Source organism: Parabacteroides chongii, from assembly GCF_029581355.1.
Lineage (GTDB): Bacteria > Bacteroidota > Bacteroidia > Bacteroidales > Tannerellaceae > Parabacteroides > Parabacteroides chongii.
The window spans coordinates 4,206,715-4,230,439 of the sequence record NZ_CP120849.1 but is presented as its reverse complement, the minus strand read 5'-3'; the positions used below and the strand labels follow the sequence as shown (position 1 = coordinate 4,230,439).

Annotated in this window: 25 protein-coding genes; 4 read left to right on the top strand and 21 right to left on the bottom strand. The window is 44.0% G+C overall.

Annotated features, from left to right (window positions below):
• The first annotated feature begins 7 nt into the window (after positions 1-7).
• Entirely contained in the window at positions 8-934 is a 927-nt protein-coding gene (locus tag P3L47_RS15820) for a magnesium transporter CorA family protein (RefSeq protein WP_277781426.1), read from the top strand.
• 6 nt (positions 935-940) lie between these two features.
• On the opposite strand, the gene P3L47_RS15815 is transcribed toward P3L47_RS15820, so the two are convergent.
• From P3L47_RS15815 to P3L47_RS15760, 12 genes are all read right to left on the bottom strand, one after another.
• Positions 941-1,228: an HU family DNA-binding protein gene (locus tag P3L47_RS15815; RefSeq protein WP_122359798.1), complete on the bottom strand. Its 288-nt coding sequence runs from the start codon at positions 1,226-1,228 to the stop codon at positions 941-943.
• Positions 1,229-1,240: 12 nt separating this feature from the next.
• The gene (locus tag P3L47_RS15810) at positions 1,241-1,996 is read right to left on the bottom strand and encodes a tyrosine-protein phosphatase (RefSeq protein WP_277781425.1); all 756 of its coding nucleotides are present in this window, start codon (positions 1,994-1,996) and stop codon (positions 1,241-1,243) included.
• A gap of 15 nt (positions 1,997-2,011) precedes the next feature.
• Entirely contained in the window at positions 2,012-4,378 is a 2,367-nt protein-coding gene (locus P3L47_RS15805) for a GumC family protein (RefSeq protein WP_277781424.1), read from the bottom strand.
• Positions 4,379-4,390: 12 nt separating this feature from the next.
• Positions 4,391-5,173, bottom strand: coding sequence for a polysaccharide biosynthesis/export family protein (locus P3L47_RS15800; RefSeq protein WP_075559961.1), 783 nt, complete (start codon positions 5,171-5,173; stop codon positions 4,391-4,393).
• A 16-nt stretch (positions 5,174-5,189) separates the two neighbouring features.
• Positions 5,190-6,395 (bottom strand): carboxypeptidase-like regulatory domain-containing protein, encoded by a 1,206-nt coding sequence (locus tag P3L47_RS15795; protein ID WP_277781423.1) that lies wholly within the window; start codon positions 6,393-6,395, stop codon positions 5,190-5,192.
• 55 nt (positions 6,396-6,450) lie between these two features.
• Positions 6,451-7,677 (bottom strand): YjbH domain-containing protein, encoded by a 1,227-nt coding sequence (locus P3L47_RS15790; protein ID WP_277781422.1) that lies wholly within the window; start codon positions 7,675-7,677, stop codon positions 6,451-6,453.
• Positions 7,674-8,423, bottom strand: a complete 750-nt coding sequence (locus P3L47_RS15785) for a YjbH domain-containing protein (RefSeq protein WP_277781421.1) — start codon at positions 8,421-8,423, stop codon at positions 7,674-7,676. The genes P3L47_RS15790 and P3L47_RS15785 overlap by 4 nt, the downstream gene beginning before the upstream one ends.
• 12 nt (positions 8,424-8,435) lie before the next feature.
• Entirely contained in the window at positions 8,436-8,705 is a 270-nt protein-coding gene (locus P3L47_RS15780; RefSeq protein ID WP_075557293.1) for a DUF4248 domain-containing protein, read from the bottom strand.
• Entirely contained in the window at positions 8,702-9,889 is a 1,188-nt protein-coding gene (locus P3L47_RS15775; RefSeq protein ID WP_277781420.1) for a DNA primase, read from the bottom strand. Before P3L47_RS15775 ends, P3L47_RS15780 begins: the two co-directional genes overlap by 4 nt.
• On the bottom strand, positions 9,886-11,268 hold the full coding sequence (locus P3L47_RS15770) for a replicative DNA helicase (protein WP_242507057.1): 1,383 nt from the start codon (positions 11,266-11,268) through the stop codon (positions 9,886-9,888). Before P3L47_RS15770 ends, P3L47_RS15775 begins: the two co-directional genes overlap by 4 nt.
• A complete protein-coding gene (locus tag P3L47_RS15765) occupies positions 11,268-11,771 on the bottom strand; it encodes a hypothetical protein (RefSeq protein WP_129733996.1) in 504 nt (167 codons plus the stop codon). Before P3L47_RS15765 ends, P3L47_RS15770 begins: the two co-directional genes overlap by 1 nt.
• 312 nt (positions 11,772-12,083) lie before the next feature.
• Positions 12,084-12,527 carry a hypothetical protein gene (locus P3L47_RS15760; protein ID WP_129733997.1) on the bottom strand — a complete coding sequence of 148 codons (444 nt, stop codon included), beginning with the start codon at positions 12,525-12,527 and terminating at the stop codon, positions 12,084-12,086.
• A 350-nt stretch (positions 12,528-12,877) separates the two neighbouring features.
• On the opposite strand from P3L47_RS15760, the gene P3L47_RS15755 reads away from it, so the two are divergent.
• Genes P3L47_RS15755 through P3L47_RS15745 form a run of 3 tightly spaced genes read left to right on the top strand, consistent with a single transcriptional unit; the run spans position 12,878 to position 14,134 of the window.
• Positions 12,878-13,324: an HU family DNA-binding protein gene (locus P3L47_RS15755; protein ID WP_075557288.1), complete on the top strand. Its 447-nt coding sequence runs from the start codon at positions 12,878-12,880 to the stop codon at positions 13,322-13,324.
• A 4-nt stretch (positions 13,325-13,328) separates the two neighbouring features.
• Entirely contained in the window at positions 13,329-13,790 is a 462-nt protein-coding gene (locus P3L47_RS15750; RefSeq protein ID WP_075557287.1) for a glucosaminidase domain-containing protein, read from the top strand.
• 26 nt (positions 13,791-13,816) lie between these two features.
• Positions 13,817-14,134, top strand: a complete 318-nt coding sequence (locus tag P3L47_RS15745; RefSeq protein WP_277781419.1) for a hypothetical protein — start codon at positions 13,817-13,819, stop codon at positions 14,132-14,134.
• On the opposite strand, the gene P3L47_RS15740 is transcribed toward P3L47_RS15745, so the two are convergent.
• The 9 genes from P3L47_RS15740 to P3L47_RS15700 form a co-directional block, all read right to left on the bottom strand.
• Positions 14,124-14,528 (bottom strand): WbuC family cupin fold metalloprotein, encoded by a 405-nt coding sequence (locus tag P3L47_RS15740; protein WP_277781418.1) that lies wholly within the window; start codon positions 14,526-14,528, stop codon positions 14,124-14,126. The genes P3L47_RS15745 and P3L47_RS15740 overlap by 11 nt on opposite strands.
• 10 nt (positions 14,529-14,538) lie before the next feature.
• Positions 14,539-15,681: a non-hydrolyzing UDP-N-acetylglucosamine 2-epimerase gene (wecB, locus tag P3L47_RS15735; RefSeq protein ID WP_277781417.1), complete on the bottom strand. Its 1,143-nt coding sequence runs from the start codon at positions 15,679-15,681 to the stop codon at positions 14,539-14,541.
• An 11-nt stretch (positions 15,682-15,692) separates the two neighbouring features.
• Positions 15,693-16,841: a capsular polysaccharide biosynthesis protein CapF gene (locus P3L47_RS15730; RefSeq protein ID WP_277781416.1), complete on the bottom strand. Its 1,149-nt coding sequence runs from the start codon at positions 16,839-16,841 to the stop codon at positions 15,693-15,695.
• Between the two features lie 15 nt (positions 16,842-16,856).
• A complete protein-coding gene (locus tag P3L47_RS15725; protein WP_277781415.1) occupies positions 16,857-17,930 on the bottom strand; it encodes a polysaccharide biosynthesis protein in 1,074 nt (357 codons plus the stop codon).
• A 13-nt stretch (positions 17,931-17,943) separates the two neighbouring features.
• Positions 17,944-18,915 carry an MraY family glycosyltransferase gene (locus P3L47_RS15720; protein ID WP_277781414.1) on the bottom strand — a complete coding sequence of 324 codons (972 nt, stop codon included), beginning with the start codon at positions 18,913-18,915 and terminating at the stop codon, positions 17,944-17,946.
• Positions 18,916-18,940: 25 nt separating this feature from the next.
• Positions 18,941-20,158 (bottom strand): glycosyltransferase family 4 protein, encoded by a 1,218-nt coding sequence (locus P3L47_RS15715; RefSeq protein WP_277781413.1) that lies wholly within the window; start codon positions 20,156-20,158, stop codon positions 18,941-18,943.
• Positions 20,159-20,379: 221 nt separating this feature from the next.
• The gene (locus P3L47_RS15710) at positions 20,380-20,991 is read right to left on the bottom strand and encodes a DapH/DapD/GlmU-related protein (RefSeq protein WP_277781412.1); all 612 of its coding nucleotides are present in this window, start codon (positions 20,989-20,991) and stop codon (positions 20,380-20,382) included.
• A 167-nt stretch (positions 20,992-21,158) separates the two neighbouring features.
• Positions 21,159-22,253, bottom strand: a complete 1,095-nt coding sequence (locus P3L47_RS15705) for a glycosyltransferase family 4 protein (protein ID WP_277781411.1) — start codon at positions 22,251-22,253, stop codon at positions 21,159-21,161.
• A gap of 279 nt (positions 22,254-22,532) precedes the next feature.
• Positions 22,533-23,636 (bottom strand): glycosyltransferase, encoded by a 1,104-nt coding sequence (locus P3L47_RS15700; protein ID WP_277781410.1) that lies wholly within the window; start codon positions 23,634-23,636, stop codon positions 22,533-22,535.
• Positions 23,637-23,725 lie beyond the last annotated feature (89 nt).

Genomic DNA, 23,725 nt, shown 5'->3' with positions numbered 1-23,725 from the left:
GGCAATAATGAGATCGTTTCTTTATTGTGAAGCCGGCTTTGTGGAAAAAGACAAGTGGCTTCCCGACTGCTGGGTAAATGTAGAATGCCCTACCCCCGAAGATATCCAATACCTTTTAAACCAGTTTCACGTACCCCAATCATTCCTGAGCGATATCGAAGATACCGACGAACGTCCGCGTATCGAGTATGAAGGGAACTGGTTGCTGACAATCCTGCGTATCCCGGTACAGAGCACCGAAAGCGGTATTCCTTTTACAACTGTCCCGATCGGCATCATCACGAATAACGAGATCATTATCTCCGTCTGTTATCATAAGACGGAGTTATTGCCCGATTTCATTCGTTACAGCCGGCGCAAAGAGCTCGTCGTACGTCATAAATACGACCTGATCCTGCGACTGATCCATTCGTCTGCCGTCTGGTTCCTGAAATATCTGAAACAGATCAACAACGAAGTGGCACGTGCCGAAAAAGCGTTGGAGAAAAGTATCCGTAACGAAGACCTGCTGCGGTTGATGAAGCTGGAGAAAAGTATGGTTTATTTCAATACGTCCATCCGTGGAAATGAAGTGATGCTCTCGAAGCTGCAAAGTATTTTCCAGGAGCCGATGTATATGGATGCCGAACTGGTGGAAGATGTGGAAACCGAGTTGAAGCAGGCGCATCTCACAGTGAACATCTACAGCGATATCCTTACCGGAACGATGGATGCCTTTGCCTCCATCATCTCCAACAATGTGAACACCATCATGAAACGCATGACCTCCATATCGATCATCCTGATGGTTCCGACACTGATAGCCAGCTTCTACGGGATGAATGTGATCAACTATGTAGAAGAACTGCCGCACGGATTTGTCGTGATCGTACTCTTTTCCATCACCTTGTCGGCACTGGCATTCTTTGTCTTCAGGAAGATCAAGTGGTTCTGATCATATTTACTTTTCTTCCCCGTTCAGCTTTCGGACCAGATCATCTGCCGGTCGGAACTTCACCGAATTTCTAGGTGCAAGTACGATCGGCTCCATGGTTTGCGGGTTACGTACAGGGCGCGACTTCTGGTACAGAAGAGAAAAGACCCCAAGTCCTCCGATCCTCACCTTATGATCCGATTTCACCTCTTCAAAGACAGTACTTATAAATGTGTTCAATATGTTACGTACTTCAGTCTGCGTATATCCCGTCTGCTCTGCAATAGAATATATCAACTCTCTTTTGTTCATCATATCTCTTATAAATTAAATTATTTGTTTTGGCAGTGATCCGCTGTGCCAAAGCGAATCGTTATTTTCAAACAGTTCACCGACCTGCCGTATCCGGTTCGCTGACAAATACAGGTTTTTCAAGCCTTTCTCATAATCACCCAGCCGGCGAAAATCCGAACCGACATAATCGTAAAACCCTTTATCCAGTAAATTACGGGCAACCGTCCTGGACAGTTTCCCATACAGTCCGGCCAACGAAAATAAATTCAGCTGAAATTTATACCCCTTGTCTTTCAGGAAAAAATAATCATCCTGCGTCATATACCGGTACAGCTCCGGATGCGCGATAACAGGTTTATATCCCTCCAGGACCAGGTCGAATAAAAATGTCAGGAATCTCTCCGGAGCCGACGAACAGGAAGTCTCCACCAATATCTGCTTTCCGGGGAAAGTCAGTATTTCTCCCCTTTTACGGGCATCAAACCCACTATCCAGCATATATTCGCCAGCCAGGTATAATTCCATATCCGGCGGACAACACTCTTTCAGAATAGAATATTTAGCCTGTAAAAGTTCCGGCGAATTATTCTTGCACTCATCTGCGATATGGGGAGTAAGGAAGATGCGTTTCACCCCCACCTCCTTCATTCTCTTCAAGGCAGCCATCGAGTCCATCAAAGACTCCGATCCTCCGTCCACACCGGGAAGCAGATGTGCATGCACATCTGTCATTCCCTCAAGCAATGTGGTATAAAGAATGTTTCTCTTCGGTACAATCCAGGTCAACATGACGAAAACCTATAATTATTTTTTCTTTTCATTTCCATAGCCGTACCCATAACCATACCCGTAACCATATCCATATCCGTAACCATAGCCATAACCTGAATGGCTATAGCGTACACCATTCAGGATCAAGCACATATTCTTGAATTTCTCCTGTCTGTACAGCTTTTCCAGTTCCGGTAGCTGACGGCGGTCCATCAATCCGGCACGCAAGATATAAATAGTCAAGTCGGCCACCCGATTCACAATGGCAGCATCGGCAACCATACCGGCAGGCACATTATCCAGAATGATATAGTCATACCGTTCCTTCAGCGCCTCCATTAAAGTCTCCAGACGACTGCTCAACAAAAGTTCCGAAGGATTGGGAGGAACCGGTCCTGTATGGATAATATCCAGGTTTTCCGCAAGTTCCCCTTTCTGAATGATAGCATCTATATCATCCACCTTCCCGGATAAATAATTAGTTACCCCCATGTTAGCGGCGCCGCTAACATGGCTTGTAAGGGTACCCTTACGGATATCGAGGTCGATCAGTATCACCTTCTTGCTGGTCAGTGCAAAGCTCATGGCGAGGTTCATCGACACAAAGGTCTTACCCGCATTCGGATTGAAAGAAGTGAACATCACCACTTTCATATCTTTCGCTTTCACACGCATGAAATCCATATTCGTACGCACGATACGGAAAGCCTCCGAGATACTGTCGCGACCGTTTTCACGCACGACTATCTCATCCTTATTCTTCTTGTCGCGCAAAGGGATCTCTCCCAAAAACGGAATCGATACGGCATCCTCCACATCCTTACGCGTACGCACAGTCGTATTCATGACCACTTGCAGCCAGATCACGCCCGCCGGAATAGCCAGCCCCAACACCATAGCCGCCAACAGGATCATCATCGACTTCGGAGCAACCGGAAGCCGGCTTCCCTGTGCCGCATCGATCACACGGGCATTACTTTCCGTAATCGCCTGCGACAAGGCGTTCTCTTCCCGCTTGTTCAACAGGTAAAGATACAGCTCTTCCTTGATCTTCTGCTGGCGTTCGACCGACAGCACATATTTCTGCTGCGTCGGAACTGCCGAGATACGGCGTGACGTCTGCACCTCCCGCTCCTTGATATTTTTGATCTTGATATTCAGACCGACAATCAGGTTGTCCACCGCCCGGATAATGGTCTGTTTCATCGCATTCAACGAATTGTTCAGGTCCATCACCACCGGATTCTTGTTACTGCTGTTGCTGATCAATTTATCCCGTTTCAGCAACAGGTTGTTGTACTCGCTGATCTGTCCCTCGATATTCACATCGGCAATGCCCGTATTGGCAGGTATCAGATCCGAACTTTTATGCGGATCGGTCAGATAATCGCGGATATATTTGGCAAGCGTCCGCTGGTTCTCCAGCCCCAACCCCTCTTTGCTGTACTGGCTGCTTTCCTGCAAGTACATGCCCGTTTCCGAACTGATGTCCGTCAACTGGTTTTCACGCTTGTAAGTCTCGATATCGGCATCCACGCTCCCCAACTCCTTCTCAATAATGATCAGACGGTCATTGATGAAGTTGGACGTGTTCACCGTCACCTGGTTCTTGTCGTTGATCGCATCCTCGTTGTAAACGGCAATCAGCATGTTCAGTACATCTTCCGCACGCGGGATGGAGACATCCTGCAAAGTCAGGTTAATGATCGTCGCCGTCTTACTGGCCAGTGCCACCTGCAGCGCATTGCTATAGCTCAAAGTGACATCCTCCCGGTTCTTCTTGCCGACAGCGACCGGCTTGCCGAAGTATTTATCCGAGTAATACAGCGTCGGAGTCACCACCAGCTTGCCGACAGGTGTAGTTACCGTATCGTTCAGTGCGATCTTCTGCATCTTTCCTTCGTCCGTGGAGAAGTCCGACAGCATCACCTCCTTTTCCGACAAAGGGGTCACCGTCAAAGAAAACGCCTGTACCACCTCCGTTTCCGGAAACTGTACGGCAACGGGCGACTGCGTATACAGCTCCACCGTACGCAATCCCTCCTTCACCGTATAGCTGACATCCAGATTCAGCCGTTCGGCAACAATATTCATCAAACGCTTCGACTTGAATACCAGTACCTCGTTGTCCACATTGCTTTTTACATTGAACATGTTCAACTCTTCAAAAGCAGCCGACTCACTGAGACCGCCCCCCTTTGCATTATCCTTGATCAGAACGGAAGCCGTACGCGTATACACTTTCGGTGCCCATTTCAGATACAGGAATGCCGCCCCGCTACAGAGCAGGACAGACAAGAGAAACCAATACCAGTTAGCCCGGACAATATTGAAAAGATCCCTCAGATTCAGTTCGTTTTCTTCTTCACGCAGATAAGTTGTTTCTTGTTCAGAATTCATTGGATCATCCGGTTATTTAAAGATTAATACTGCGATGGTCGTCAGGAGGGAGATGACGGAAACCCAGACTCCGATTGTGTTATTCTGGTTGATGCCGCTCTGTCCCGACTTCGCTTTATTCGGTTCCACATACACGATATCGTTCTGCTGCAGATAATAACAGGGCGAATTAAATATCTCCGCCGAGCGCAGGTCGTGGAAAAGGATCGTACGCTTTCCGTTGTTTTCACGGATCACGCCTACCCGGTCACGTCGTCCGTAGATGGTCAGGTCGCCCGCCATACTCAACGCTTCCAGTAGCGTAATACGGTCGCCGGAGATAGTAAAACTACCCGGACGTCCCACCTCTCCCATGACGGACACCTTAAAGTTCAGGAACTGTACCGTCACGATCGGATCCTTGATCAGATCCCCTTCTATCAGCTTGTTCTTCACCAGCTCCGTCAACTGCATACGGGTCAGCCCCTCCACATGGATCTTTCCCAGGATCGGGAAATCGATATCCCCGTTCGTATCGACCAGGTATCCCAAGACGCGCTGTTGTCCGGTACTGTTCGATCCCAGCTGATAGGTCACCATCGGCATATTGAAAGGCAGTGCCAGTTCCGGATCGCGGCTGTTCACCATGATAGCCAGCAGGTCATCGCTATGGATAATCACTTCGTATTTCTGCTCGATCTCCTGCTGCTTCAACGGGACGACATCCTGTAAATAGAGTATCTTTTTTGTCGATGTGCAGGCGGTAAAAAATACCGCCACACACACCAACAGATAGGTCACATATTTTCTCATCATATTCATTTACGGGGTTTTAGTTATGTTCGGGTTTCATATTACCCTGTTCCTTTTCGATGCTTTGTGACACGGTTCCGTATTTTTCGGCAGTAATGCTTTCAGTCCCTGCACTTGTCTCTACCTGGAAAGTATACTTCACCAATGCCTGCTTGAAAGCAACCGACATCTTCATATCCCCGCATACTGCCACCTCTTTGGATATTTCCGTTTCAGAGATACCTTCACCGCTGGATAACGTATTGGTCAGGGCTGCCATCAGCTTTGCCTCGATACCGCCTGTCACACCTGCGCTCTTGGATACGATCCTCCAGCCGTCTTTCATCTTGAAAGAGAACGTCTTCGATACGGCAGTCGTCTTTCCCAGGTTATCTATCACTTCGGAGAAAACGGATTCACTACCCGGTTCGGCAGAAAAGTCGGTAGCGACCTTCACTTCATGCACGGAGAAACCATTCAGGCGAATCACATACGATTTATTTTCCGCATCGAAATCGGCTTCCCCTTCTTCCGTACCGTTTACATAATGTTTCGCTTTCGTGAAATAAACGCCGTTCTCAGCCTCTTCCGCCTTCACCTTTATCTCCACAGGCTTGTCGAAGGTCAGACCGTCCGGTTCACAACTCAGGCTGGTCAAAGAGAGGGCAGACGATGTTTCCACCGGTGTAGAAGTAGCGATCGCCTTATCGGCAGCCTCTTTCACCTTCTTATCGGCAGCAGGCACAAACGGAGTAATCGTCACATCTGTTTCCGTCTTCACAGCCCCGGCAGGGATAGCCACATCGACATCCTCCGAAGCAGTCACCTGCGTATCTTTCTCCGGATCGACTTTGACAGCATCCGCTTTCTTTGTCAATACCTGTGAATAAGAGACGATGGTTCCTTTATCGGCATCGTTGTCGATGGTTACTTCATTTCCGATCGTGATATAGCCGTCTTTTGCGAAGCTCAGTTCAAATGTACCTTTCTTGGTCACTTCTATCAGATAAGTACCTGCTGCATCGGTTTTCGCCGATACACTTCCGGCCGATACAGCTACATCAGCCAGGGCATTTACCCCGTCCGTCACCTTACCGGTGATGAAATAGGCATCTTTCTCCAGCGGGTTTTCCACGATTTCCGGAACGGGTTCCACTTCATCGTCTTTACAGGAATTAAAAAATAATCCGCCAAACACCAGCGTTGCAGCCAACAGGCCCAACGAACAATAATTAGTTGTTTTCATACTTGATAAGTTTAATATTAATATTTAGTATATATTTTGAGTTCAGTTGGTTTTATTATCTTGTAATGATCTTTAAAACCTCTTTTCGAACGAAGTCCGGTGCATCATACCCCCGGCTGCCGTTCTCATCGGGACGGACCTCATAGCTGTAGCCCAGCAGCTCATCGCCGTAGGAACCACCATGTCGCGCCCTGTATTCATGGGCGAAGTATTCCGGTAAGCGGAAACGGACCGCCCGGCGTTTCCCCCGCTTCGTCCCCGGAATGGGAATAGCAAAATGGAAACCGCCATTCACTTCCCCGCCGGTCAGCATCCCATACACACCGACCGTCACCTCTCCGAAATGACGACGGCAATCCAGCCGTGCCCCCATATCTCCGTACACCAGCCGCACAGCCGCCAGGTCGATCTGCAAATCATACCGCGGTTCATTATATCGTCCCCATACCGATCCCGTCACTTTCCTCCAGGTTGACACCACCCATTCCCCGCCATAGCAGGTACTCGATCCGGTCAGTCCGACATTCGCCCCGACCATCCACCGTCCCCGGGCAGGCTGATAACGCAAAGCAGCATCCACCCCCATCCGGTTACCCGTAAAGTTACCCGCCGTCAGCCGTCCCAGCACACCGCCCGGCAAACGGAACTCCTGCCGGAGCGTGATCACTCCCGGACGTATGTATTTCCGATAATCCGTCATATTCGTATAAAGCGGCAATATCACCTGCCCTGTCAGTACCGCCCCTTTCCAAAGGTCCATCTCGATGGCAGGCGAGAAATTGACTGCCACCCCATACAACTTGTCGAGCCACGAATTTTGCAGGAACAACTCCGGATACAGGACCACATCGACCCGTCCCGCCATCCGGTTCCGGCTCTCCTTTCCTTTCAACCGGCGCATCGCCTCGTCCGTATCGTAGCTGACCTCCAGGGCCTCCACCTCCCGGGGCAATGTCAGCAGCAACCGCGGTATCCGGTCATCCAACACCACCAGCTCATATCGGACAGCCTGTTCCGCCTCCGGCAGTTTCCGCAAACTCTCCGCCACCGCAGCCAGTCCCCGGTAAGTCCCCCGGTAAATATTATCCTCGTAAGCGACAGTGCAAACCGAATCGGTCCGTGCCACCCTCACTTCCTCCATACCCAGCGACAACAACACCTGCTCTGCCGCTTCCTCCACCGACCTGCCCGTAGGCAGATGATTTTGCGAATGCTGCCCCTGTACAGCCACAGCCATCCCCCACAACAGCAGGAGACTCGTCATCCAACACCTCCGCCTCATGGTCTGCCCCCTTTCTTACCCAGTAACACCAGTTCGTACCGTACCCCGCACGACACCGCTTCCAGGTCATAGCAAAACACATGCACCGTAAAATGATTGAAAAGCCGGACACTCCCGCCCATATTCACCGCGTTTCCGTCATACTCCGCCATCAGGGAAAGCGGACGGCAAAAGGCCGGTGAATAACTCATTCCTCCGAAAACCCCGTCACGAACGGCATGTTTGCGGAACGGGATATTCCATCCGAACGTGAATGCCAGGTCATGACCGCCGGGCAGGAAATGCTTCGTCGCTACTCCGTACACCGACGAGAAATAACGGTTTCCGGTAACTTCACTGAACGTATTCAACTGTCCGGTCGTCAAAGCGTCATTGCTCCCCACGACCACCGACGGCCAGTATTTCCCCTCTTTCAGCGGACGTATCCTGAGCGACACCGAACGATCCTGGTTCCACTTCCCGGTCTTGAGTTTCAGCAGCGTACAGCGATACCCTATTTCCAGGCAAGGCAGAAAAGTCATATTCAGGAAATAATTCCCCGAATTATAATCCCAATACTCGGGAAGCATCTGTTCCGGCAGGTAATTCACCCCCGCCATAAATGTCCCGTCCGCCTGCATATCCGCCGTCGGGATATTCAATAACCCCGTCACTCCCATCGAATGTTGGGCGTGAAGACCGCCTGCCATCAGCAGCCAACAGGCAGACAGAATCAGTTTCTTAAACCGGATCGATATATTCATCATAAACACATTTTTTTAAGGTTCCCCGAGCACCTCCACAATACACCCTACCTGACGTGGTGTCAGAATACGTTGTGTACGGTTCCAGCCCGTCTTTGTCAGGCTACGGATCAGACCGCCATTCGCTATCACCCAGGCTTTCAACCGGCGGGAAGCAGCCGCGGGAGTCAGTGTCGGACTATACAACACGCCTAGTTCCATCCAGGTAAAACTGCGGTTCTTCCACTTCTTTTCCTCTTCTTCTTCCACAGATTTTTTCTTGTCTTTTTCATCTTCCCGTTTCATGCCCACCTCCAATCCATAGTAGCCGGACGTTTCTGCCTCTGCGACAGACCGGTCAGGTGAGCAATCCCGGTATTCAGGCGACGAAGCGCCTGCATCCTTTCCGTCATATCCGTAATGCCAGACAACGTCTGTATCCCTGTCCGGATACGTTCCAATAACAAAGCCTCTTCCGAGGGCGAGTTCTCTGCAAGCTTTTTCCGGAGATAACCGGTAAACCGCTCTTTTCCCCAAAGCCGGAACAACGAGTCGGGATCTTCCCCCTCCGGCAATTCTACCCCGTAAGCCCGTATACCCTGCATCCTTAGAAGCGAAACGGCCTTTTCCGAAGCATTTCTTCCAGCCGTATCCGCATCCAGCATCACCAATACCCGCGATGTATATTTCTTCAGCAGCGCAATATGGCCGTCGCATAAAGCCGTTCCACAAAGCGCCACTGTATTTCCGAATCCCGCTGCATGCATCGCCAGCACGTCTTTGTAGCCTTCCACCAGTATGGCATATCCTTTTCCCCTAATTGCCTTGCGGGCGATATTCAATCCGTAAAGAAGCTCGTTCTTACGATAAAGTTCACTGGTCGGCGAATTGATATATTTAGGAGAGCCCGGTACCTCCGTCAGTCGACGCGCTCCAAATCCTACCAGTATGCCTTCTTCATCCCGTATCGGGAATATCAGCCGGTTACGCATCGCTTTCCATTCCCCGGCAACCATAGCCGGGGAAGTTCCTACCTCAAAATCAAGCCAGGTCGGAGTCAGGTCCGAATCTCCGGAAGCGGCAGGAAGGAGAGACGAAAAAAACTGAAGGTTTTTTTCAATTGAAAATTGAGAATTGAAAATTGAAAATTTTTCTGTTTCACAAACGGGGTTTGTCAATTTGAGTCCGGGTTTGACTTCGGATTTAATTTTCAATGTTCCATTTTCAATTTTTAATTTCTTCACCGCTTCCTTAAACGACAGCCCTTCTATCTTCTGTAAAAAATGGATCACATCCCCTTTCTCCCCGCATGCAAAACAGGTAAAATATTGCTTCTCCTGGTTAACAACCAAAGAAGGATGATGATCTTCATGGAACGGACAAAGCCCCAGCAGGCTTTTGCCTTTCCGTGTCAGCTGCACATATCGTCCGATGACCTCTTCGATCTGCAGAGCCGACTGTTTTATATGATTTATTTCCTGATGCGTCATGATGTTACGGTATTACAATAGTTTGTGATTTTTGTATACGAAGGATTATAACGGAACCGTGCAATGCCGGTCGCCCCGTTCCTATTCTTCACAATATAGAGTTTGCCTACTCCTACCAGGCTTTCACCCGTCCGTTCATCTTTCGTAATGCCATGCTTCTCGGGACGGTAAACAAACACGACACAATCCGCCACCTGCTCGATCGTACCCGAATCTCTCAGGTCGCTCATCACCGGGATATGTGCCCTGTCGGCACGTGTATCACAGGCCCGGTTCATCTGCGAAACAAGCAGTACCGGACAATCGGCCTCCAGGGCCAGCTGTTTCAGGGCTACCACATTACGCCCCACGACCTGATCCTGTGTTTCATTCTTCTGTCGGACAGACGACAGCAGGTGCAAATAATCGATCACCACCAAATCACATTCCCCTTGTTTGCTTTTCAGCATCACCTTGGCACGTATATCGCTGACGGTGTTGCAAGGCGTATAATCCATATAGAGAGGAAGATGTTCCAGTTTGCGGCTTGCCTCTTTCAATTGCTCCAGTTCCTTCCCGGTCAGTCCGCTGATCCGCAAATGGTCCGGATCCACATCCGTCATACCGGCCAGGATACGGTTCAGCATCTGCAAATCCGACATTTCGAGGCTGAACAAACAGACATGCTTCCCTTCCTTCGCTGCATTGACGGCTATATGAAGTGCCACCGCAGTCTTCCCATCACTCGGACGGCCCCCTAGAATGATGATTTCGCCCCTGTGCAAACCTCCCGTTACATAGTCGAGCTCCTCTATCCCGGTCAACAAACGGGTCACATCCTCCGATGCCCCGGCACGCCTGCTATGCCATTGCAAAGCTTCCTCCGCCAATTCTCCTACCGTACGCATCGCTTTTCCACCGGCAGTGTCGCGCCGAAGCTCCTGCAACGACTGTTCCGCTTCCGCAATCAGCTTGTCGGGATCGGCATCGAATTTCCCGGAACTAAAATTTAACGTCACGAACAACTGCATCAGGCAGCGTAACTTATATTGCCGTTTCACCTCTTCGGCATAACGTATTACATTCTCCGCATTGCGCACATTCAGCATCGCCGGAAGCAGGAACGACAGTCCATTCAGTTCCTTCCAGCGGGCTTCATCCTGCCGGCGCATTCCGGTTTCTACCGTCACCATATCCGGCTGCACGCCCTGATCGTACAAATCCATGATTACCCCGAAGACAAATCCCAGCGATTTATCCGAAAACATCTCCTCACGTAACATCGTGGAGACCTGCATCGGAGCATCCAATGAAGTCATCAGGCAACAAACCAGCGTACTTTCCAGTTCGACAATGGTCATACCACCCATTTCCATATTATTCGTCTTATCCGCATCCATCAGGCATTCCCCCTTTCCTCCGGATTCAAATCCTGCATGTTCCGACCTCCCATCGCACGTTCCACGTCGGCCATCCTGCGCCCGGCTTCTCCGGCCGAAGCATCCTGCCAGTCATTCATTTCCGGCTCGTGCCCGGAAAAAAGATCATAATTGCAAATCCCGATACGGGTACCTCCCTTTACGACGTTCAACACGATCAGTTTGTCCATTTCAAGCATCTTCAGATAATAACCTACCGAACCGAGGCTGATAGCCGTGAAACGAGCCAGTTCCGAATGAGTACCCACATATTCTCCCCTGCGGCAAACATGTTTGTTTTTTCCCAGCATCACAGTTCCATCACGAAAGAAACTCAATGTGATCAGCGCCATATACATACAGGCCAACTGACGCTTTTTTTTCTCCGGATGCAAAGACAGGTTTAATAACTTGCGCGGCATTTTGACAAACGCTTTTCCCAGGAAATCTGTTACCCGGCTACTGTTTTGAAGATCTTTGTTCATAACCGTAAATATTAATATCTATTAGTATTTACGTTGTTATACGATTTCTATTTGCAAAAATCATTGAATTATCTTGCTTCTTCCTTACACGCTATTTGCTTTCTATCCGACCGGAAGCGGTTCCTCTTTAATATAGTAAGAAGTATTTCTTTTTATAAGAAATTTATAAATACAAGATTTTTCCATTTTTTCGGAAAACAAGACCGTATATCAACGACTAAAACAAAGGTAGACAGTAGCTTTCGTATATAAAAAACTGTTTTTCGCGTATATTTCACAATCCAACAGGCAATATATCAACCGGTTAATTATTTAAATTCCTTCTCTCCTGGCAGGTTCCCGCTTTATTTCCATCCTGATCCCATCATGGATATGCTGATAATCCTCATGAGCCACTTTCAGCAGGTTGCAAACAGAACTCTGTTCGTAACCCGTATCAAACACCAGATTGATAAATTCAGCCAATTCCTCATACGAACTCTCTTCAAACATGCCGTTTCGAAACATTCCCGACATATACTCGATAAATAATTTCGGCTCCATTACCCGGATACGCTCCAAATTAGCCGGTCCGATATCATATCCGCAATACAGCAATATCATCTCCCTGTAATTCGTAAAAAACGATTTAGCCAAAACGTTCCATGTTTTCTTTTCCCTTATCTCCGGATCACCCAACAATAAAGCCAGCAATAAAATATAATGGCTGTTATTCTTCACTCTTCCAATCGATTCCTCCAGGGAAGGATACGACAAATATTTCCCTGTTATTTCACGGACGGTCTTTTTAAAAAAGCGATTATCCGTTGTTCAATTTGCTTGTTTATTTTGTTAATCATATTCATTCTCCAATTAGGCATCCATATAGCCTGCGAGATTGTGAAATGATATATCCTTTATATGTAAAACATACATGTTTCGCGTTTAAAACATATATGTTTTAACGTTGAAACACCCGTGTTCTGAAGCCTGTTAATTAACTGTCGTTATCTGCTCCTATCCCACTCTTGCTGCACCTATCTGTCTGTGGGTTTTCAGGCCGCCGTACCTTTGTAATGTTATCGATAACCAACAATTTTCAATTATTAATTTTTAATTTCCCGACTATGCCATTAAAGTACAGACTTGTAAAACGCAAGGACATGAGCAAGGGGGCTGCCGAAGGAACCGAGCTCTACTTTGCCCAGACCAGTATTACCAAAAAAGTAGATCTCAACCGTATCTGCGCCCGTATCAGCAAATACAGCACAGCCAGCCGCGGTGATATCCTACTTGTTTTAGACGGTTTTATCACCGTCATGAATGAATCCCTTGCCGATGGCGAATCGATCCATTTGGGCGATTTCGGCAGCTTCCGTATGGTAGCCGGCAGTAAAGGGGCTACTACAGAAGAAGAGTTTAAGACCTCTTTGTTCAACCGTGCTCATATCGTTTTCTATCCGGGAACGATGTTGATGAATCTTGTTCGCGATGCCAGTTTTGAAAAATGGACCCTTCCCGGTTCAGTGACTCCTCCCTCAGGCGGGGAAGACGACCGTCCGGTAATCGAATAACGTTATGACAAAGCAAAATTACATCAAACAGTATCTGCCTCTCGCCCAAAAGGCGGGAGAGCGGTTCGGGATGAATCCGATCATCCTCCTGGCCCAGTCGGCCATTGAAACGGGTTGGGGCGAAAGCTCGCTGGCCGTGGAGTATAACAACTTTTTCGGTATCACTGCCTACGGCCGTCCGAATCCTTTCTGGGATGGTGGTCGCACAGACTTGTCTGCCACAGGAGACCGTCCGGCTCTCTGGTTCCGTCGGTATCTCACTGCCGAAGATAGCTTCCTCGACTTTGCCCGTTTGATCCACTCGGCTTATCCCATAGCCGCAACCCTCACCTTCCATCCCGAAGCCTACGCCAAGGAGATCGCTTACAGCAAATACATCAGCGAAGTAAATGGCGACAACCGCGCTGCTTATCAGCGGATGCTGGTGTCGATCTGCCGGTCGATCGAGCGGTTACCGGCCAATTAATTTTCAATTTATAATTTTCAAATTCCATGAATGTCCTTGAAACAATTCTCAACTTCCTCACCAGCCTTGCCCGGATCATCTTCCCCCGCAAGCGAAAACCGGCAGCCGGTGACTGCCCCTGTCCTCATCCTCTGCCTGCTCCTCCTGAGCCTCCTCTCCCTCCTGATGAGGGAAACGGAAGTGACCCTGACCTGCATCGGGGCGATACTCTCGCTCTCGCCCAGGGAGACTGGGGAAACCGGCAAAAAACTCTGCCGTCCGGAGCCGACTGGCTCGGAATGTCGGGATATAGCCTGATGCTGATGGGCGGGGTTGGGTGTTTGTATAAATGGTTTATTGCGTAAGCTTCAATACATCGTTTTCCCCTAATGGAGTATAAGGACCGTCTTTTACTTCAAACAATACAGAACCGGCTTCCAGTACTTCCAATGTATGCCACTGGTTAGCCGGTATATGTACACCATAGTTTCCAGCCAACGGATCCAATAGGGTTGATTCGATTTCTTCTTTCTCATCAGAATAAAACATAACCCGAATCTTTCCCCGCAACAACAGGTACGTTTCCGCCGTATGCGGATGGCGATGGATAGGCAATATTGTACCCGGTTCCAATGCATTCAAAAGGCGTTGTGCCTTCGCATCCAAAGAATCATGAAAGTTATAATTCATACGCAAGCGCGGAGAGTCCTGGGCTTGCTTGGTTACTTCGTTTAATAAGGTAGAGTTAATAAGTTGCATAACTGTGATTTTAATATTTTCTCCACACCATCTTATTTACGACTCCGGTATAGCTTTGTATTAGTTTAACAACCTTCACCGATACATTCTCATCCACATAGTTAGGAACAGGGATTCCTAAAGCACCGTCTTTATTCATTTCAACAGCTACATCCACAGCTTGTAATACCTGTTCTGTCGTAATGCCTGCTAAGATGAAATTCCCCTTATCCAATGCTTCCGGACGCTCCGTACTCGTACGGATACATACCGCAGGAATAGGATTACCGACAGACAAGAAGAAACTGCTTTCTTCAGGCAGCGTACCCGAATCGGATACCACAGCGAAAGCATTCATCTGAAGATGATTGTAATCATGGAATCCCAACGGTTCATGTTGTATCACACGCGGATCGAACCGGAAACCACGTTGTTCGATATATTTCTTTGAACGAGGGTGACAAGAGTACAGGATCGGCATATCATACTTCTCGGCCATCGCATTTACCGCATTCATCAGATTGAAGAAGTTTGTTTCCGTGTCGATATTCTCTTCCCTATGGGCAGACAGTAAAATATATTCTCCTTTCTTCAATCCCAAACGTTCCAGTACATCGCTAGCCTTGATCTTTTCCAGGTTATTATGCAATACCTCTGCCATAGGTGAACCGACTACATAGGTACGTTCTCTCGGTGTACCGGCAGCATTTAGATACCGGCGTGCATGTTCGGAGTAGCACATATTGACATCGGCTGTCACATCCACAATGCGACGGTTTGTTTCCTCCGGAAGACATTCATCGAAACAACGGTTACCCGCCTCCATATGGAAGATAGGAATATGCAAACGCTTCGCCCCGATAACCGACAGGCAAGAATTTGTATCTCCCAGCACCAGAACGGCATCAGGCTTCACCTCCACCATCAATTTATACGATTTGGCAATGATATTTCCTATTGTTTCCCCCAGGTCCGCACCCACTGCATCCAGATAATAGTTAGGAGCACGAAGTCCCAAATCATCAAAAAAAACCTGGTTCAGTGTATAATCGTAATTCTGTCCGGTATGGACCAAGATTTGATCGAAGTACTGATCACATCGTTTGATAACGGCAGCCAACCGGATGATTTCCGGACGGGTGCCGATTATAGTCATTAATTTTAGTTTGCTCATAGTGTTATCTTTTATACTTCCTCAAAATAAGTATCCGGACGGTTTGGATCGAATGGTTCATTGGCCCACATAAAAGTCACCAACTCTTCCGTATCGGAAAGATTAATGATATTATGCGTATAACCGGGAATCATTTCGACCACTTCTATCTTTTCTCCACTAACTTCGAAATCGATTACTTCATCTGTTCCGATCTTACGAAGCTGGATCAAGCCATGCCCGCTTACGACCACAAATTTTTCATTTTTGGTATGATGCCAATGTTGCCCCTTAGTTACCCCCGGTTTAGAAATGTTCACAGAGAACTGACCACGATCCGGCGTACGGATGATCTCTGTAAAACTACCGCGATCATCTGTTTTCATCTGTACCGGATAACAGAATTTCTCTTTCGGTAAATAAGATAGATAGGTCGAATATAACTTCTTCGTAAAAGGATCACCCAGATCGGGTACACCTAAGTTACCCGGCATCTCTTTGAATGAATAAAGCAGATCGACAATACCTCCCAATGTAATCGTATGAACCACAGGAACGACACAAAAGTCTCCCTCGTGATGTTCATTACCAGATAAAGCAGCAATCAATTCGTCTACTACATCATCCACATAGACCAAATTCATCACCACACTCGGATCATTCACCCGGATAGGCAGATCATTGGCTATATTGTTACAGAAAGTTGCCACCGCACTGTTATAATTGGGTCTGCACCATTTTCCGAACACATTCGGGAAACGATAAACCAATACTTTCGCCCCGGTTTCTTTCGCATACTCGAACAACAGGTTCTCTCCTGCCCTTTTCGATTCGCCATACGGATTATCCAATGCCGCCTGCGTAGATGATGAGATCATCACCGGGCAAGTATTGTTATACTTTTTCAATGTATCCAGTAAAGTAGATGCAAAACCGAAGTTACCCTTCATAAATTCCGCCTGGTCTTTCGGACGGTTCACACCTGCCAGGTTAAAGACAAAATCGGCTTTCTTACAATAGACATCCAGCTCAGCCGGATCGCTGTCTATATCATATTCGAAGACCTTTAGATCAGTTCCCGAAACAGGATAATTCCGGGCTTTCCCCGATTGGATATTATGGAGTTGGGAAACAAGGTTCCGACCGACGAATCCTTTGGCACCAGTAACTAATATGTTCATTACATTAAAATTGATTTATTCGCTTCTGATTTCTCTTGGTTTTGCCCGTTCGATCAGTCCAAGATCTTCCTGAATGAAACGTAAGCGGAGTAATAGTTTTTTCATGCCTTCCACATCCAGACGTGTGGTGTTATGGCTGTGATAGTCTTCAATCTTAGAGAGACATTCGCTTCCTTCGGTAAAGAACTTATCATAATTGAGATCGCGTGTATCGCAGGGAATACGATAATATTCGCCCATATCGATTGCCTTCGCCATCTCTTCCCGGGTAACCAGTGTTTCGTATAGTTTCTCTCCGTGACGTGTACCGATTACCTTCACTTCCGTATCCAGATACTTCGGATCGATCTGTGCGTATGTCTCTTTCAAGGCTTGTGCCAGAACAGATAGAGTAGCTGCCGGAGCTTTCTGAACAAACAGATCACCGTTATGGCCATGTGTAAAGGCATAGATCACCAAATCGACTGCATCATCCAGGGTCATCATAAAGCGGGTCATTTCCGGATCGGTAATAGTGATCGGTTTCCCTTGTTCTATCTGTTCCACCCAAAGAGGGATCACCGACCCACGGCTTGCCATCACATTGCCATAGCGGGTACAGCAGATAGTAGTCTGCGCCCCTTCGCCCAACTCACGTCCTTTAGCAATCGCCACCTTTTCCATCAAAGCCTTGGAGATCCCCATCGCATTGATCGGATAAGCGGCCTTATCGGTCGAAAGAACGACTACATTCTTTACGCCATGTTCAATAGCGGAAAGCAGCACATTTTCCGTACCTTCTACATTTGTACGCGTAGCTTCCATCGGAAAGAATTCACAACTGGGGACTTGCTTTAATGCTGCTGCACTAAACACATAATCCACACCGCGCATAGCGACATCCACAGATGTTTTATTACGCACATTCCCAATATAGAATTTCACTTTAGGATTTTGTAAAGCGTGACGCATATCGTCCTGCTTTTTTTCATCTCGGCTAAAGATTCGGATTTCTTTGATATCGGAGTTGATGAAACGCCGGAGGACGGCGTTACCGAAGGAACCGGTACCGCCGGTGATTAAAAGGGTTTTACCAGCAAAAATGCTCATAATATAGTTTTTATTAATTATTTAATGATCTTAAATAGGATTCATGTAAATGATAGTAACGTTTCATGAAAAAGAGATACCCTCCACATAAAACGACTAATACTGTTACCAAATACAACCAATGATTCATTGATAATAGAACCATTCCAAAAGAGACAAGTAATTGTACAATCATATAAAATGAAGATACTACTACATGCGGAATCTTCAATTCATTCGCCATCAACTGATAAGCATGTTTACGATGTGCTTGTCCCAAATTTTCATGTAACAAAATGCGATGACAAATCGTTAATACCGAATCCACACCATACAACGCCAGGAACACAATATAAGTAAAATCCCCAGTCTGCAAGATTAATTTTCCAAGTGCAAACACGATAATAAAAGCTATGCTCAATGAACCTACATCCCCTGCGAAACACTTCGCCCACTTACGGAAGTTGAAAAAACAAAAGACTAACAAACTCAGTAGTGTTACCCACAGAAAATTCGCATCAATAAACGACATTTTATGGTTAAGAAAAATTAGAGGCAATAATACCGCGATGGAATATCCCCCTGTAATACCATTGATACCATCCATAAAATTGTAGGCATTCGATATTCCCACACAAACGATAAGAGCCAAAAGAATAATCCACCAACTCTGCCAGTTGAGAATACCAAACTGATAAAACATCAGGAACATTGCTACAAACTGCACAATCAAGCGCACACTATCCGGTAGAGAACGAATATCATCTATAAAACTAACCAATGCCACTAAGGTCACTCCTACCAAAAACCATGGATATTGAAACCTGAAAATGACACTCCAAATCCAGACTCCAATCAGAAAGATAATACCACCACCACGTAGGACTATTCGTTTGTGTGAACTGCGTTCGTTAGGTTTGTCAATGATGTTAAATTTATCAGCAATACGAAAATAGAGTAATTCTGCCAGTAAAAGAGTAAAAAAAAGAAGAATATAAATCAACATAAAAACAGATTATTTAGAATAAAATTTATGATAATTCCATTATTCGATCTAAATGTTCAAGACATTTTTCTTTTATAAAATACTTGTTATAATATTCCAGTCCTTTCATACCTTTTTTTTCTAATAATACTCTATCAGACTGCGATAGTTCTATTACCAATCTTGCAAAACCTTCAGCATCACCTGAAGACAAACACCATCCACAACCAGCTTCATTTATAACATCAGCCCCTTCACCATTTAACACAGCTATTATAGGTCGTGCTGCAGCCATATAAGCTGAAATTTTAGCTGGAGCATACAAGCGAAACAAAGGGTCATCATTTAGTGTCACTAACATAACATCAGCCTGCTTAAAAAACAAAGGCATAGTTTCAACAGGATAACGACCAAGAGTAAAAACAGTTTCTTCCAAACCATGTTTCTCCACAAAGTTTCGTACCCAATCCAATCGACGGCCATCTCCTACGATTACCCATTTAATATCTTTATATTCTTTTGTCAACAAAGCAGCTCTCATAGTACATTCAAACCCATGAGCATCCCCTACCGCACCAGCAAACATCAATTTAAAACCATTTGGCAAATCTGGTATTTGGTGATTCTGTTTTTTTACATTAGAATCTATACTTTCAGACCACTGCGGATAATAGATTATTTTATCTTGATAATTTCCATACTTTAGTATATTATCAAAAAAACTACGCGAACTAATCAATATACAATCTGAATACTTATATTCACTTTTTACAAAATAGTCAAAAAAAGACAGTATCCACTTATTATTAATACCTCCTGCCGCTTTTAAACTCTCCGGCCATAAATCTAGAACCCATGTATATAAAGGAATTCCACGTAAACGTTTATACAATACACCTGGAGCAGACATCATTACCGGTGACAATTGTTGTACAAATACCTTGTCATACTTATGCCCTATAGAATGAAATAATATATAAATCCAAGCAATGATAAAGAAACTAAAATAATTAAGCATCAACATAATTTTATTGTTTCCACGAGGAATAATTGGAAGACGAGTTACTTTCACCCCATTTATAATTTCATTTCTTTTTCTGAACCAACTATACCCTTTAAAAAAAGTGCCAACAGGATAATTGGGAATTCCCGTAACTACATGCACATCATGCCCTTTTTCTGCTAAATAAAAAGCAATATCATTACCACGAAACGTCTCTGGATAAAAATATTGACAGATATAAAGGATTTTTTGTCTGTCCATATAACTAACAATAATTAATTAAATTTCCTCTGTGGAACATGTAATACTCTTATTCTATGAAAATTACTTTCTTATTTATCTATGTTTATATTGAATCATTCTAAAAAGTTCTCATTTCTTTCAGTATAGGATTCTTACCTATGTAATACTCTATCTCCTCCATTTTGTATCTATAAGACCCCTACAGCAAATTCAATCAAACTATTCTCGATTAAATATTATTATTTCAATTTTGTATTTAAAAATATATTCTCCAAATCTATACGAGAAAATCGATCTTTCTCTGAGTATAGAACTTTTTCATGTTGGAGAATCTCATCAATCGTCCATTTAAATTTTATTGGTTTGGCAGGAACACCACCTGCGAGACAATAGGGAGGTATATCTTTCGTCACAACAGCTCCTGCTGCTATTGTACAACCTCGTCCCACCGTAACTCCTGATAATATTGTAACGTTTCTTCCAATCCAAACATCAGATTCAATAAGAACATCTTTATCTAACCCTTTAGGCTTTTCATCTTCTTTCACCGAACGATAAAAACGTCCTAAAATCATCGCGTGATTTCCTGTACTCACTTTTAGACCTTCGGCTGCTCCTGAATGAGGCTTCATAATAAATTTTGCATTTGCAGTTAGAATATTAGCATTTGTCAACCCATTATCGCCATATAAAAAAACATTTTTAGGATTGGAAAACCACAAAGGAGGGTTCAACATTACATCTTCTCCACAGAAGCCGAAAGATTTTTTGGAATATCCAAAATAAAATTTATACAAAAAATAAAAACCACGTACAAATCTATTATTCTTTATTTTTCTTATCAAATTCATAAAAATGTTTGATTATTTAAATTTTAGAATTAAATAACGCATCAATTACAGACAAAAAATCAACCTCTACATATATATTGATTCTCCTGTATCTTTTAGTATTTGAACCAATATTGCCATTTGAAACTGGTTCCATAAATACTAATTATTTATCAACAAAAGTGTTCTCATTTGCCACTATTCCATATATTTATTAATTGTTTCCATATAACATGCATAGAATAAAGATTTATAACTCTCTCTGCTGCTTTTTTCCCCATTTTTATTGATTGCAATGGATTATCTAGTAAGTGCTGTAATGCATTCTTTAATGGAATCACCGTTTGAGGCTCTACTAAAACTCCAATATCATTAGCTAACATCTCAGGAATAGCACCTACAGAAGTAGCTACAATTGGACATTCACAAATCATACTTTCTAATATAACATTCGGAAAACCTTCGGTATAACTAGGAAGCGCAAATACTGTTGCAGTACGCATCTCATATACAACCTTATCATAAGGTTGTTCGCCCATAAAAGTAACCCAATTAGTCGACCCTTTTCGCAAAGCTATTTGCTTAAGATCTCTATCTAATCCATCCAAAATTCGACCAATCAAGACTAGATGAATATCCGGGATATCAAGACAAGCCTCTACTAATTCAAAAACCCCCTTTGTCTTTACCACATGCCCTACATATACAATTTTACGAGATTCGCGATTTACTAATCCTTGTTTATTCATTATTTGTAAAATCCGAGGGGAAAGAGGATTTGGTAGATAAACAATATTATTAAAACCTTCTAATTTAAGAGTTTTGTAAGACATATTATCAATCACAACAATTTTATCTGTCATCAACATAACCTTACATAACATTTTCCATTCCCAGTTTCGTCTTTTCGATAATTCTGGAATTCTTCCAAAATGAAAATGAATTATTGTTTTCTCCCCTTTTTTACGTGCATACCATAACATTATCATATCCTTAAACAGACTTAGAGATCCACTTGATGTTAAATGAAATACCTCTGGAGAAAAACGATTCACTTGCTTATAATAATTATATAAAATTTGTCTGTAATCAACCCAAATACTACGAAGCCTAAACCACATTGACACATTAGTATTCACAAACATTGAACGTCCCATTGGAACAATACACAAATCAATTTCACTATTCTCAACTGAATCATAATATTGTTTTATATGTTCAGTCCAACGAGTAATTCCACCGGGAATACCACCATAAGGGGCACATAACAAAACTTTAAGCATTTATTCTAATTTTAAAAATCAATAGATTTATATACAACTTCCTTTTCTTTGAAATTTAAGTCCACTTTTCTAATGTATATCGATTATATCTTAGAAGAAGATGAATGAGAAAATTCTTCTATGTAATGAAAATGAATATTTTTTATAAACTAGTCTGTTTTGTGATATAAAAACAAACAAAAGAATTATCTAATATCACTAAAGAATGATAAAAAAAATACACTTAATTGTCAACCATTTCAGGGTATCTAGCTATTATCTATCCATTAATGAATTTTCTTATTCTTTATGATTCACTTGAGAAAACAGTTGTAGATATTGTTTTGTACACTCCTTAATACTATAAGGATAATAACTTTCTAACGTTTTTCGCTTCATTTTTAAGAAATCTTCATCAGACATATTTAAAAATCGTTTTAATACATTATAAACAGCTTCCTCTGTCAAGTCTTCCGCTAAAAGCCCATTTTCTCCATCTTTTACTACATCAACAATACCTCCAACAGGAGTACAAACAGGAATAGCCCCTGTACCTAAAGCCTCTATTAAAGAAATAGGCATTCCTTCAAAAGAAGAGAATAAACAGTAAGAATCTGACATTTTTAAATATTCTAAAGGATTTTTCTTTTCTCCAAGAATATGTAATATTTCACATTCACATAATTTTACCTGATTCAATATATCTGTCCGAGAAGTTTTTCCAATCATTAAAAATGAAAAATCATATCCTTCTTCATATAATCGTTTAACACATTTCGCAATTAATGGTTGTCGTTTTATCTCTGAAAATCTTGCTAAATTAATGAGTACACGTGTTTTTGACGTACGCCTAAATATTTTAAATTCATTCAAAACAGCTTCTGTAATATCAATTTTCTCAGGAATGACTCGACCATTAAAAACTATTGGTGCTTCTATTCCATAAAATTTTCTAAAACTTTTATTAGATTCTTTAGATATAGTCACCGGAATCACTAAGCCGCTTTTAAAACACAACTTTCTAATAAAACCTCCTCTAAAACCTTCTGCTTCTTTATCTGCATCATTATGTATTGTCAATAAATACAAAACATTATGATTAAAAAATATAGATGGAAGAGCATAGTAAATAGCAGATAAATGAAGATGTACTACATCAGGCTTCATTTTACGAATAACAGATGAAACCGATATAAAGGCCTTAAAAGATAAACCCAATTCCTTCCCTAATGTAATGTGGGTAACAGCAGAAGATAACTCATGAGCATAAAAATTCAAATTATCCTCTTTGTAATAGGTTAATAAGATAACTTCATGGGATTTTGCCAATTCATTAGACAAATCAACTACTAATCTTTCAGCACCCCCAGAAGCTAATTGTGGAATTATTTCAATAATTTTCATATTTTCAAACACAAATCACCAATAATTATTTATAAACAATGAAATTTGCAATATATCGTTGAAAAATATTAAACCAATCGAAAATTTCA